The 13,104-nt window shown below is 62.1% G+C and carries 10 protein-coding genes and 2 rRNA genes (1 of these 12 running past the window's edge); all 12 read left to right on the top strand.

Features of this window, described 5'->3' with window-relative positions; translation table 11 throughout:
* Positions 1 to 2,189: ribosomal RNA gene (locus tag G4D79_RS18935) — 23S ribosomal RNA — on the top strand; it begins 945 nt to the left of the window's first position.
* Positions 2,190 to 2,342: 153 nt separating this feature from the next.
* Positions 2,343 to 2,459: ribosomal RNA gene (rrf, locus tag G4D79_RS18940) — 5S ribosomal RNA — on the top strand.
* Positions 2,460 to 2,520: 61 nt separating this feature from the next.
* Positions 2,521 to 3,462, top strand: a complete 942-nt coding sequence (locus G4D79_RS18945) for a hypothetical protein (protein ID WP_080961175.1) — start codon at positions 2,521 to 2,523, stop codon at positions 3,460 to 3,462.
* On the top strand, positions 3,459 to 4,442 hold the full coding sequence (locus G4D79_RS18950; protein WP_063316361.1) for an HAD-IIA family hydrolase: 984 nt from the start codon (positions 3,459 to 3,461) through the stop codon (positions 4,440 to 4,442). Before G4D79_RS18945 ends, G4D79_RS18950 begins: the two co-directional genes overlap by 4 nt.
* A gap of 76 nt (positions 4,443 to 4,518) precedes the next feature.
* Positions 4,519 to 4,761 carry a hypothetical protein gene (locus G4D79_RS18955; protein WP_003946140.1) on the top strand — a complete coding sequence of 81 codons (243 nt, stop codon included), beginning with the start codon at positions 4,519 to 4,521 and terminating at the stop codon, positions 4,759 to 4,761.
* A gap of 1 nt (position 4,762) precedes the next feature.
* Positions 4,763 to 5,602 (top strand): TlyA family RNA methyltransferase, encoded by an 840-nt coding sequence (locus G4D79_RS18960; RefSeq protein ID WP_003946142.1) that lies wholly within the window; start codon positions 4,763 to 4,765, stop codon positions 5,600 to 5,602.
* The gene (locus G4D79_RS18965; protein ID WP_003946132.1) at positions 5,599 to 6,546 is read left to right on the top strand and encodes an NAD kinase; all 948 of its coding nucleotides are present in this window, start codon (positions 5,599 to 5,601) and stop codon (positions 6,544 to 6,546) included. The genes G4D79_RS18960 and G4D79_RS18965 overlap by 4 nt, the downstream gene beginning before the upstream one ends.
* A 2-nt stretch (positions 6,547 to 6,548) precedes the next feature.
* Positions 6,549 to 8,327: a DNA repair protein RecN gene (gene recN / locus G4D79_RS18970; RefSeq protein WP_003946143.1), complete on the top strand. Its 1,779-nt coding sequence runs from the start codon at positions 6,549 to 6,551 to the stop codon at positions 8,325 to 8,327.
* An 86-nt stretch (positions 8,328 to 8,413) separates the two neighbouring features.
* Positions 8,414 to 9,598, top strand: coding sequence for a putative cytokinetic ring protein SteA (gene steA, locus G4D79_RS18975; protein WP_007731902.1), 1,185 nt, complete (start codon positions 8,414 to 8,416; stop codon positions 9,596 to 9,598).
* Positions 9,595 to 10,548, top strand: a complete 954-nt coding sequence (locus G4D79_RS18980) for a copper transporter (RefSeq protein ID WP_099698217.1) — start codon at positions 9,595 to 9,597, stop codon at positions 10,546 to 10,548. Before steA ends, G4D79_RS18980 begins: the two co-directional genes overlap by 4 nt.
* Before the next feature lie 156 nt (positions 10,549 to 10,704).
* The gene (locus G4D79_RS18985) at positions 10,705 to 12,465 is read left to right on the top strand and encodes a CTP synthase (RefSeq protein ID WP_003946139.1); all 1,761 of its coding nucleotides are present in this window, start codon (positions 10,705 to 10,707) and stop codon (positions 12,463 to 12,465) included.
* A 6-nt stretch (positions 12,466 to 12,471) separates the two neighbouring features.
* Positions 12,472 to 13,104, top strand: a complete 633-nt coding sequence (locus G4D79_RS18990) for an NUDIX hydrolase (protein WP_007731894.1) — start codon at positions 12,472 to 12,474, stop codon at positions 13,102 to 13,104.

The raw sequence follows: 13,104 nt of genomic DNA on the forward strand, positions 1-13,104 counted from the left end.
GTTTCTCACCGGAGGTAGAGCTACTGGATGGTCTAGGGGGCCCACAAGCTTACCGAAATCAGCCAAACTCCGAATGCCGGTGAGTGAGAGCGCGGCAGTGAGACTGCGGGCGATAAGGTTCGTAGTCGAGAGGGAAACAGCCCAGATCGCCAGCTAAGGTCCCTAAGCGTGTACTAAGTGGAAAAGGATGTGGGGTCGCGAAGACAACCAGGAGGTTGGCTTAGAAGCAGCCACCCTTGAAAGAGTGCGTAATAGCTCACTGGTCAAGTGATCCTGCGCCGACAATGTAGCGGGGCTCAAGTACACCACCGAAGCTGCGGCATTCACGCAATAGCCCCCCTTCACTCTGCGGAGTGTTGGGCAGGTGTGTGGATGGGTAGGGGAGCGTCGTGTGGCCATGGAAGCGGCAGGGTGACCTAGCCGTGGAGGCCACACGAGTGAGAATGCAGGCATGAGTAGCGAAAGACGAGTGAGAAACTCGTCCGCCGAATGACCAAGGGTTCCTGGGCCAGGTTAATCCGCCCAGGGTGAGTCGGGACCTAAGACGAGGCCGACAGGCGTAGCCGATGGACAACGGGTTGATATTCCCGTACCCGTGTGAACGCGCCCATGGTGAATCAGTGATACTAACCATCCTGAAGCCACGAGAAGACCTTCGGGTCTCGAGTTGGTGGATGCATGGGACCTGATCTGGTAGTAGCCAAGCGATGGGGTGACGCAGGAAGGTAGCTGAGCCAGTCAGTGGTAATACTGGTGTAAGCGTGTAGGGCGTGACCTAGGCAAATCCGGGTCGCACATAGCCTGAGACGTGATGCGTAGCCGATTGAGGCGAATTCAGTGATCCTATGCTGCCGAGAAAAGCCTCTAGCGAGCTTTCACACGGCCCGTACCCCAAACCGACACAGGTGGTCAGGTAGAGAATACTAAGGCGATCGAGATAACTATGGTTAAGGAACTCGGCAAAATGCCCCCGTAACTTCGGGAGAAGGGGGGCCCTGTCTGGTGACGACATTTACTGTCTGAGCTGGGTGGGGCCGCAGAGACCAGTGAGAAGCGACTGTTTACTAAAAACACAGGTCCGTGCGAAGTCGTAAGACGATGTATACGGACTGACGCCTGCCCGGTGCTGGAAGGTTAAGAGGACCGGTTAGTTCCTTCGGGAGCGAAGCTGAGAATTTAAGCCCCAGTAAACGGCGGTGGTAACTATAACCATCCTAAGGTAGCGAAATTCCTTGTCGGGTAAGTTCCGACCTGCACGAATGGCGTAACGACTTCTCAGCTGTCTCAACCGTAGACTCGGCGAAATTGCATTACGAGTAAAGATGCTCGTTACGCGCGGCAGGACGAAAAGACCCCGGGACCTTCACTACAGCTTGGTATTGGTGTTCGGTTCGGTTTGTGTAGGATAGGTGGGAGACTGTGAAGCGGTGACGCCAGTTATCGTGGAGTCGTTGTTGAAATACCACTCTGATCGAATTGGACCTCTAACCTCGGACCATGATCTGGTTCAGGGACAGTGCCTGGTGGGTAGTTTAACTGGGGCGGTTGCCTCCCAAAATGTAACGGAGGCGCCCAAAGGTTCCCTCAGCCTGGTTGGCAATCAGGTGTCGAGTGCAAGTGCACAAGGGAGCTTGACTGTGAGACTGACAGGTCGAGCAGGGACGAAAGTCGGGACTAGTGATCCGGCACCGGCAAGTGGAAGCGGTGTCGCTCAACGGATAAAAGGTACCCCGGGGATAACAGGCTGATCTTCCCCAAGAGTCCATATCGACGGGATGGTTTGGCACCTCGATGTCGGCTCGTCGCATCCTGGGGCTGGAGTAGGTCCCAAGGGTTGGGCTGTTCGCCCATTAAAGCGGCACGCGAGCTGGGTTTAGAACGTCGTGAGACAGTTCGGTCTCTATCCGCCGCGCGCGTTAGAAACTTGAGGAAGGCTGTCCCTAGTACGAGAGGACCGGGACGGACGAACCTCTGGTGTGCCAGTTGTTCCGCCAGGAGCACCGCTGGTTAGCTACGTTCGGAAGGGATAACCGCTGAAAGCATCTAAGCGGGAAGCCTGTTCCAAGATGAGGTTTCTCACCCCCTCGAGGGGGTAAGGCCCCCGGCAGACCACCGGGTTGATAGGCCAGAACTGGAAGTGCAGTAATGCATGCAGGTGACTGGTACTAATAGGCCGAGGACTTACCACAAAGAAGCTACGCGTCCACTGTGCGGTATCTGAAACAACACACAGATACTGATGAGAAACCCTGTTTTCTCCATCCCCCAACACCAGAAACTGGTGTTGACGGGTGGTGAAACCAGGTGATCAGAAGAAGGTTACTGTGACAGTTTCATAGAGTTACGGCGGTCATAGCGAAGGGGAAACGCCCGGTCCCATTCCGAACCCGGAAGCTAAGCCCTTCAGCGCCGATGGTACTGCACTCGACAGGGTGTGGGAGAGTAGGACACCGCCGAACACCCGTTAACCGAAAGGGGACCCAACATATTGGGTCCCCTTTCGTGCGTTGTATGAGAGGAATGACTGTGTCGGAGAATGGCGACGAGCGTCGGTCCTTCCGTGGGGGAGGAGCGCCTCGATCAGGTGGCCCCCGTCGTGACAACGACGGGCGTGGATCACGCGGCGCTGCAGGCGGAGACCGCCGCGGTGGTGCCGGAGACAACAACCGTGGCGGTGCTGGAAACAGTAACCGCGGCGGCGGATTCAACGGCGGACAGCGTCGCGGCGGCGAGGGTGGGTTCACCCCTCGTGGACGCGACGGCGACCGCAACCGTCAGCAAGCACGACCTGACGAACCGGATTTGCCCGACAACGTAGAGCCCACGGAGTTGGACCCGGCCGTTCGTCGGGATCTGCTCAGCCTCGACAAGGACAACGCCAACACGGTTGCGCGTCACCTCGTCATGGCGGGCAAGCTCGTCGACGAAGATCCGGAACTCGCACTGCTCCACGCTCGCGCTGCCCGTCAGCGCGCCGGCCGAATTGCGGTCGTTCGTGAAGCTGCCGGAATCACCGCGTACCACGCCGGTGAATGGGCTGAAGCTCTCTCCGAGCTTCGTGCTGCCCGTCGAATGGCTGGCGGACCGGGTCTGATCGCTGTCATGGCCGACTGCGAACGCGGTTTGGGTCGACCCGAACGCGCGATCGAGCTCGGCCGTAGCGACGAGGCTGCCCTGCTTTCGGGCGACGAGGCGTCTGAGTTGAGGATCGTCGTCGCGGGCGCCCGCATGGATCTCGGTCAGTTCGACCAGGCAGTTGTCACACTGCAGACCAAGGATCTGGACGCAGCGCGTACCGGTGAAGCTGCGGCTCGGCTGTTCTACGCCTACGCCGATGCCCTCGTTTCAGCTGGTCGTGTCGAAGACGGACTGAAGTGGTTCCTCAACGCTGCAGCTGCTGACCTCGAGGGTGACACGGATGCTGAAGAACGGGTCGCCGAGTTGACCGGAGAAGATCAGTGACCGTGCTTCGTACTCAGTACGACGTACTTTTGCTCGATCTCGACGGCACGCTGTACGCCGGAGCTCATGCGATTCCCGGCACCCAGGCCGCTCTCGGTCAGGGCACGCAGGCTTTGTACTACGTGACCAACAATGCGAGTCGCTCGCCTTCGGCAGTGTCGGCGCATTTGACCGAACTCGGTTTCGATTCCGAAGACGATCGTGTCGTCACCAGTTCTCAGACGGCAGTGCGTCTGCTGTCGGAGCGTCTCGAACCCGGTGCCGCTGTGCTCGTCGTCGGTACCGACGCATTGGCCGACGAGGTGACGCGCGTCGGGTTGCTTCCGGTGCGCGAATTCGCGGATTCTCCGGTTGCTGTCGTTCAAGGACATTCGACGGAGACCAACTGGTCGATCCTTGCCGAGGCGTGCTTGGCGATCCGGGCCGGTGCGCTGTGGGTAGCGGCAAACCTGGACACAACACTGCCGTCGGAGCGGGGTTTGGTGCTGGGCAACGGCTCGATGGTGGCAGCTCTACGCGCTGCGACCAAGCAGGAACCGTTGGTGGCAGGTAAGCCTGCTGCACCGCTGATGGAGGACGCGCTCGCTCGCAGCGGGTGCTCGCGTCCACTGGTGGTCGGTGATCGTTTGGACACCGATATCGAAGGCGCACAAGCTGTTTCGATCGACTCGTTGTTGGTTCTCACCGGTGTGAGCATGCCGGGTGACGTACTGCGGGCTCCGGTTGAGCAGCGCCCCACCTACATTGCAGCAACTCTGGATTCGCTCAATCAGCCGGCCGTCGAATCGCTGGTCGGTGCGGACTCCAAGTGGTCTGTCTCCGTGAACGGGTCGGCGCTGGTTGTCGACGGCCCGGTTGTCGGGGACGAGATGTCGCTTCTACGCGCGGTTGCGCCTGTCGCATGGGCTAATCCGTCGTTCCGGACCCTGGAAGCGTCGGATGCCGGCGTGGCGGATCTGTTTGCATCCTGGCTCGTCTGATCTCTCGCAAATGTGTTCGACTCGCGGGGGTGCGGGTGTATGCGTAACCGAGAGTCATGCACTAACGTTGTGCCCGATGAGCACGCCGACACCGCACCCCGGAAACACGAGTAACGGATCTCCGTTGCCCGGGCCACGCCCTTCCGTCGATCCGGAACGCATACGTTCTGACGTCGACGGTTTGCTGGCGCGCCTCGGTGGCATCGAACAGGATCCGAACGATCAGCACGGAGCAGGTGTGATTCCGCAGAAGGCACATATTTTGGAACAGGCACACGAGGTGCTCGTCCAGGCACTCGCCTCTGTGGACAGGGCTTGACGTGGCACGAAGAGCACGGGTGGACGCCGAACTTGTCCGTCGCGGACTCGCACGGTCACGAGATCATGCGCAAGAACTGATTTCCGCCGGGCGAGTTCTCATCTCGGGAGCCGTTGCGACCAAGCCTGCGACGGCGATCGAAGCCGGAACGCCACTTCGGGTCGTCGAGGTGGAGCAGGAAGTTTCGTGGGCGTCGCGAGGTGCTCACAAACTGATCGGCGCACTCGACGCCTTCGGTGCCGAAGGATTGACGGTCGAAGGTCGCCGTTGCCTCGACGCCGGCGCATCCACCGGTGGGTTCACCGATGTTCTGCTGACGCGTGGTGCGAAGGAAGTTGTCGCAGTCGACGTCGGCTACGGACAACTGGTGTGGCGCCTGCAGTCCGATGACCGGGTGCACGTCATCGACCGAACCAATGTTCGTGCAATTGATGCAGAGACCATCGGCGGAACTGTCGATCTCGTTGTCGCGGACTTGTCGTTCATTTCTCTCAAACTTGTACTCGGGGCGTTTGTCGCCTGTACTGCTGACGGCGCGGACCTGGTTCCGATGGTCAAGCCTCAGTTCGAGGTGGGCAAGGACCGCGTCGGTGCCGGTGGCGTCGTACGAGATCCGGAATTGCGAATCTCGGCTGTGCTCGACGTGTCGGAGGCTGCTGCAAAGGTAGGTCTGCGGACGTTAGGTGTTGTGGCCAGCCCATTGCCCGGTCCGTCGGGAAATGTCGAGTATTTCCTGTGGCTTCGAAAGACAGGTTCGCCCGGTGATCACGAGCCGGACACCGAGGGAATTCCTTCGGTGGAGGACATGATTCGCAAGGCTGTAGAGGAAGGGCCCCAGTGAACGCGGTCACGAACGGCGAGTCGCGCGAGATCCTTCTTGTCGCACACCCTGGTCGACGTGACATCACGGAAACCGCCAAACGAGTCGGGAAGATTTTCGAACGGGCGGGAATCGGGCTGCGAGTCCTCGTCGACGAAGCAGACAGCTCGCGCATCGAAGCAATGACGGAACCCGCGGGCTTCTCTGCGCCGGGTCTCGACGTCACGGTTGTTCATCCCGGCCCTGATGCTGCCGTCGGATGCGAGTTAGTTCTGGTTCTCGGTGGTGACGGCACATTTCTGCGCGCCGCCGAACTCGCTCAAGAAGCGTCCATTCCGGTACTGGGCATCAACCTCGGACGGATCGGATTTCTGGCAGAGACCGAGGCCGAGCATCTCGACGAGGCGCTCGCACAGGTAGTTCGCAAGGAATATCGCGTCGAGTCCCGTATGACACTCGACGTTGTGATTCGGGTGGACGACGAGATCATCGATCGCGGGTGGGCGCTCAACGAGGCCAGTATCGAGAATCGTTCGCGTCTGGGAGTTCTCGAAGTTGTCCTCGAAGTCGACGGCCGACCGGTGTCTGCCTTCGGTTGCGACGGTGTTCTCGTGTCCACTCCTACAGGCTCGACCGCTTACGCATTTTCCGCAGGCGGCCCTGTCGTGTGGCCCGAACTCGAAGCTTTGCTCGTCGTACCCAGCAACGCGCATGCGCTGTTCGCGCGGCCGTTGGTCACCAGCCCGAATTCGATCATCGCGGTGGAGACCGTCGCCGGTAGCCACGACGGCCTGGTCTTCTGCGACGGTCGTCGTACGTTGGAACTGCCTGCCGGCGCTCGCGTCGAGATCGTTCGCGGCGCCACTCCCGTCAAGTGGGTCCGGTTGGACTCTGCGCCCTTCGCTGATCGGATGGTTCGCAAGTTCGAGCTTCCGGTTACCGGATGGCGAGGAAGGAAGCCTTAATCGTGCTCGCAGAGATCCGTATCGACAGTCTTGGTGTGATCTCCGAGGCCAGCGCCCAGTTCCACGAGGGCCTGACCGTCCTGACCGGTGAAACCGGCGCAGGTAAAACGATGGTCGTCACCAGCTTGCACCTCCTCAGCGGAGCGCGAGCCGATGCCGGGCGGGTGCGGTTGGGCGCGTCGCGAGCCGTCGTCGAAGGACGATTCATCGCCGACGACGTCTCACCGGCCACCGAGCGTGAGATCGTCCGAATCCTGGAATCGTCCGGCGCCGAGCGCGACGAGGACGGGACCATCATCGCCGTCCGGACAGTCGGCAGCGACGGCCGCTCACGGGCTCATCTCGGCGGACGAAGCGTGCCGGCGGGAGTTCTCTCCGAATTCACGGATCCACTTCTGACTGTCCACGGACAGAACGATCAGCTGCGATTGCTTCGTCCCGACCAGCAACGCAATGCGCTGGACCGCTTCGGGGACAAGGCAATCGGAACGCTGCTGACGAGGTACCGCAAACACCGTCGTGAATGGCTCGATGCTCGTTCGGAGTTGATCGAACGCACGTCGAAGGCTCGTGAACTGGCGCAAGAAGCAGATCAGTTGACCTTCGCGCTCAACGAAATCGACGGCGTGGCACCCGAGCCAGGCGAGGACACGGCAATCGTTGCCGAAGTTCGTCGACTCAGTGAACTCGATTCGCTCCGCTCGGCTGCGGAAGAGGCGCACGCTGCGCTCGCCGGTAGTGACGACATGGCCAGCGGCGACGTCGGGGTCATGCCGGCGCTAGACCTGATGTCCGAAGCACGGGCGCGTATCGAGTCGGTCACCGACGCAGATCTGGACGGCCTCGGTTCCCGGTTGGCCGACGCTATTGCCGTCGTCACCGATGTTGCCGGTGATCTGAACACCTATCTGTCCGGGCTGCCCGCAGACCCGGGTGCTCTGGACTCGCTGCTGTCGCGGCAATCGGAACTGAAGACTCTGACTCGCAAGTACGCCGCCGATGTCGACGGTGTTCTCGAATGGGCAGATACCGCTCGCGCTCGTCTGTCCAAACTCGACGTGTCGTCGGATGCGTTGTCGCTGTTGGCCAAGCAGGTCGAGGAGACGGCTGGCCTCACCGCGGAAGCCGCCACAAAGCTGAGCGCCGCCAGAGTCAAGGCAGCGGCAAAGCTCGCCAAAGCCGTCAGCGCGGAACTCGCCGGTCTGGCGATGGGACGTGCGGGTCTCGAGGTGACTGTGCGCTCGCAGCCTGCCGGCCCGCAGGACTCGGCGCCGCTCAGCGTCGGGGGAGTAGACCTTCATGCCGGGTCTGCCGGCGTCGACGAGGTGGAATTCCGTCTGTCCGCGCACAGCGGGGCACCGTCACTTCCGATCAGCAAGAGCGCTTCCGGTGGCGAGCTGTCACGCGTCATGCTGGCGCTCGAGGTTGTTCTCGCTGGTAGCGACACCGGTGCGACGATGGTTTTCGACGAAGTGGACGCGGGGGTCGGTGGTCGCGCTGCTGTCGAGATCGGCCGCCGATTGGCGAAACTTGCTCGTACGCATCAGGTTATCGTCGTCACCCACCTTCCGCAGGTTGCTGCGTTTGCCGACACCCACCTCGTGGTGGACAAGGTCGACGACAAAGGCGGCGTGGTGAGCAGTGGCGTGCGGACCTTGTCGGATTCGGATCGGGTGGTCGAATTGGCCCGTATGTTGGCAGGGCTGGACGACACCGAGACCGGTCGTGCGCACGCCGAAGAACTGCTCGAGATCGCGAATGCGGCCCGCGTCACAGATTGAAGGTTCTGTGGTGTTGGTGTGACTGATGTGGTAGTTGTCGGCGCGCCTCCACCGGTCAACGCGGTTTCAGGTTCATCATCGAAGCCATGAAGATGCCCGGATTGCTCTCACGTAACACCGAATCCTTGCCTGGGATCAGTGGCATCGCCAGGGCCGATCGGAACACGGCGAAGCTTCTACGCCGCGTCGGTCCTGGAGACATCGTGATCCTCGACGAAGTCGACATCGATCGCCGGACCGCCGATGCTCTGGTGAAAGCCGGAGTCATGGCCGTGGTCAACGCGTCGCCGTCGATTTCGGGGCGGTACCCCAACCTCGGACCGGAAGTGATCGTCGCCAACGACATCGTTCTGATCGATGCCGTAGACGGTGACGTCTTCAAGAACGTCAAGGACGGCAGCAAGATCCGCCTGCACGAGGGCGAGATCTTCAACGGCGAGAAGAGCCTCGTCAAGGGCGAAGAGCAGACCGAGGCCGAGATCTCCGATCGGATGATCGAGGCCAAGACCGGCCTGGTCGATCACCTGGAAGCGTTCTCGGGTAACACCATCGAGTTCATCCGCACCGAAAGTCCTTTGCTGATCGACGGAATCGGTGTTCCGGACATCGACATCGACTTGAAGGATCGCCACGTCGTGGTCGTCTCCGACGGACCCGAACACGAGGCCGATCTGAAGAACCTCAAGCCCTTCATCAAGGAGTATTCGCCGATCCTGATCGGTGTCGGTGCAGGTGCGGACGTGTTGAGCAAGGCCGGATACCGCCCCGATCTGATCGTGGGCGACCCGGAAGAGATCACCAGTTCCACCCTCAAGTCCGGCGCGGAAGTTGTTCTGCCCGCAGACCAGGACGGTCATGCGGCGGGGCTTTCCCGAATCCAGGATCTCGGGATCGGGGCGATGACGTTCCCGGCGACCTGCTCACCGACCGACCTTGCGCTGCTGCTCGCCGATCACCACGGAGCTTCACTGATCGTGACGGTCGGCAACGTGGTGTCCTTGGACGAGTTCTTCGACCGTGGGCGTCGTGAAAGCAATCCGTCGGCGTTCATGACTCGGCTCAAGGTGGGACCGAAACTGGTCGACGCCAAGGCTGTGGCAACGCTGTATCGAAGTCGAGTGTCCGGCGGCGCGATCGCGCTCCTGGTGCTCGCCGCCCTGGTGGCAGTGATCGTCGCCCTGGTCGTGTCCAATGCCGGTAGTGAAGTTCTCGACTGGGCAATCGCAACGTGGAACAGCTTCGCGCTGTGGGTTCAGGGGCTCTTCAAGTGATTTCGATGCGTCAACATGCAATTTCCATAGCGGCAATCTTCCTGGCACTCGCGATCGGCGTGGTGCTCGGTTCCGGAATGCTGTCCAGTGGATTGCTTTCGGGTCTGCGCGACGACAAGGCGGACCTGCAGAACGAGATCGAAGACCTCAATCAACAGTCCAATCAGCTTCAGCAGCAACTCAATTCCGCGGACGGCTTCGATGCTGCTGTCGGCGGTCGCGTCGTGCGTGACAGTCTCGCTGGTCGCACCGTCGTCGTCATCACGGCACCGGACGCCGATCCCGGTGATCTCGACGGTGTCAACCGACTCGTCACTGCCGCCGGCGGTGCCGTGACCGGACGCGTCTCGCTCACCGATTCGTTTGTCGACGCCACGGGCGGTGACCGCTTGCGGACCGTCGTCACCAATGTCATCCCTGCGGGCATCACACTCAAGACCGGTGCGGTCGATCAGGGCAGTCTCGCGGGTGATCTGCTCGGTTCGGTTCTGCTTCTCAACGGGCAGAACAGCGAGCCGCAGAGCACTCCGGGCGAGATGAATCTCGCGCTCGACTCGCTGCGTAGCGCCGGTTTCATCAGCTACGACGACGGAGCGGTCAAGCCGGCTCAACTCGCGGTGGTTCTCACCGGCGACAACAAGAGTGAATCCGACGCAGCCACCGGTAACCGCGGCGCCGTCATCGCCCGGTTCGCCGGTGCTCTCGACGGACGCGGCGCAGGAACGATTCTCGCGGGCCGGCCTGGCTCGGCCGAGGGCAGTGGTCCGGTTGCCGTCGCTCGTGCGGACGCGGCGCTCTCAGCGGGCTTGACGACCATCGACAACATCGATCGGGAGTCGGGCAAGATCACCACGCCGTTGGCGCTGCAGGAACAGTTGAACGGCGGCGCCGGCCGCTACGGCACGGGACCGGGAGCGGCGGCGGTCACCGTCGGCGCACCCACCAACTGAACACCCCGGTATTGATACGCCGGTCACATCGGGGGCGGAAAGTCGGCGCGTTGTAGGCACCGACCCCCGATAGGTGTTACCGTGAAATCCCGTGGGTCGGCAGGCCCCAGCATGCTTCATCAGACCAAGCCCTGCACAGTCGTCACGGGAGCCCCTTTGCCACAGTCACGCACTAACACGCGTACCGCCACCAAGCACATCTTCGTCAGCGGAGGTGTAGCTTCCTCGCTCGGCAAAGGTTTGACCGCCTCGAGCCTGGGACAGTTGTTGACCGCGCGGGGAATGCGCGTGACCATGCAGAAGCTCGATCCCTATCTCAATGTGGATCCGGGCACCATGAACCCCTTCCAGCACGGCGAGGTCTTCGTCACCGAAGACGGTGCCGAGACCGACCTCGACGTCGGACACTACGAGCGGTTCCTCGACCGTGACCTCTCCGGCCAGGCGAACGTCACCACCGGCCAGGTCTACTCGACGGTCATCGCCAAGGAACGCCGCGGCGAGTACCTCGGCGACACCGTTCAGGTCATCCCGCACATCACCGACGAGATCAAGCGTCGCATCCTCGAGATGAGCGGTCCGGATCTGCAGGGACACCGCCCGGACGTCGTGATCACCGAAATCGGTGGCACCGTCGGCGACATCGAATCGCAGCCCTTCCTCGAAGCCGCTCGCCAGGTCCGCCACGACGTCGGCCGCGACAACGTCTTCTTCCTGCACGTCTCCCTCGTGCCGTACCTCGGCCCCTCCGGAGAACTCAAGACCAAGCCCACGCAGCACTCGGTTGCGTCGTTGCGCAGCATCGGCATTCAGCCCGACGCGCTGATCCTTCGTTGCGATCGTGACGTTCCGCAGGGCCTCAAGAACAAGATCGCCCTGATGTGCGACGTGGACGTCGACGCCTGCATCTCGACGCCCGACGCTCCCTCGATCTACGACATCCCGAAGGTTCTGCACCGTGAGGGCCTCGACGCCTACGTCGTTCGCCAGCTCGGTCTCCCGTTCCGCGACGTCGACTGGACCGTGTGGGGCAACCTCCTCGATCGTGTTCACCAGCCGCGTGAGACCGTGCGCGTCGCGTTGGTCGGCAAGTACGTCGACCTGCCCGACGCATACCTATCCGTCACCGAGGCACTGCGCGCCGGTGGATTCGCGAACCGGTCCAAGGTCGAGATCTCCTGGGTCCCGTCGGACGCCTGTGAGACCGAAGCCGGAGCGCAGGCCGCTCTCGGTGACGTCGACGGTGTTCTGATCCCCGGCGGCTTCGGCATCCGCGGCATCGAAGGCAAGCTCGGCGCGATCCGTTTCGCACGTTCGCGCAAGCTGCCGCTGCTGGGTCTGTGCCTGGGTCTGCAGTGCGTCGTCATCGAAGCTGCTCGTAGCGTCGGCCTCGACGATGCCAACTCGGCCGAGTTCGAGCCGGACACCAAGCATCCGGTCATCTCGACGATGGCTGATCAGGAAGACGTCATCGCCGGTGACGCCGACCTCGGTGGCACCATGCGTCTGGGTGCTTACCCGGCCGTGCTGACCAAGGGTTCCGTCGTCGCTCAGGCCTACGGAACCGAGGACGTTTCCGAGCGTCACCGTCACCGTTACGAGGTCAACAACACCTACCGCGACCGGATTGCCAAGTCCGGCTTGCAGTTCAGCGGAACTTCACCGGACGGCCACCTGGTCGAGTTCGTCGAGTACCCGCGTGAGCAGCATCCGTTCTTCGTTGCCACCCAGGCACACCCGGAGCTCAAGAGTCGCCCGACACGCCCGCATCCGCTGTTCGCCGCCTTCGTCGAAGCAGCGTTGACGTACAAGCTCGAAGAGCGCCTGCCCGTCGACGTCCACGGTGACGAGAAGATCGACACCGCTGCCACCGAGACGGCGCTCGACGCTGCAGTCGAGAACGTGGAAAAGGTCTAGCCACAGATGAGCGATCCCGGTCGGCACGAATTCGACACCCTCGGCTCCAAGACGGTCTACACCGGCGCGATCATCGCGTTGCGCGTCGACACCGTTGCGATGCCTGGTGGTCAGCGTGCCGATCGGGAAGTCGTCGAGCATCACGGCGCCGTTGCCGTCGTGGCACTGGACGAGCGCGACAATCTGGTGCTGATTCACCAGTACCGTCACCCGCTCGGGCACCGGTTGTGGGAAATTCCTGCCGGTCTGCTCGACGCTGCGGGGGAGAGCCCGGTCGAGGCTGCAGCGCGCGAGCTGGGCGAAGAAACCGGACTCGGCGCCGATCGGTGGTCGGTGCTGGTCGATGTCGCTCTCTCACCCGGGTTCACGGACGAGGCGGTTCGCGTCTTCCTCGCCGAGGGGTTGCACGAGGTGGAGCGCGACGATCCCGAACACGAAGAAGCCGATCTCGAGATTTCGCGGGTTCCGCTCGCCGACGCCGTCGACATGGCGCTACGCGGCGACATCGTTAATGCCACAGCGGTATCGGGCATTCTCGCGATCGCCACCGCACGCGCGACGGGAAAGCCGCTGCGCCCCGCCGACGCACCGTGGCCCGATCGTCCTCGCGCATTCGGAGAACGCAAGTCGCGAGCCTGA

The organism is Rhodococcus sp. WY5 (assembly GCF_018588185.1).
Classification (GTDB): Bacteria; Actinomycetota; Actinomycetes; order Mycobacteriales; family Mycobacteriaceae; genus Rhodococcus_F; species Rhodococcus_F qingshengii.

Bases quoted from the DNA above. Each gene is read 5' to 3' on its own strand.
- G4D79_RS18955 (WP_003946140.1), top strand. From the start codon at position 4,519: ATGAGCACGCCGACACCGCACCCCGGAAACACGAGTAACGGATCTCCG.
- G4D79_RS18990 (WP_007731894.1), top strand. From the start codon at position 12,472: ATGAGCGATCCCGGTCGGCACGAATTCGACACCCTCGGCTCCAAGACG.
- G4D79_RS18945 (WP_080961175.1), top strand. From the start codon at position 2,521: ATGACTGTGTCGGAGAATGGCGACGAGCGTCGGTCCTTCCGTGGGGGA.
- steA (WP_007731902.1), top strand. From the start codon at position 8,414: ATGAAGATGCCCGGATTGCTCTCACGTAACACCGAATCCTTGCCTGGG.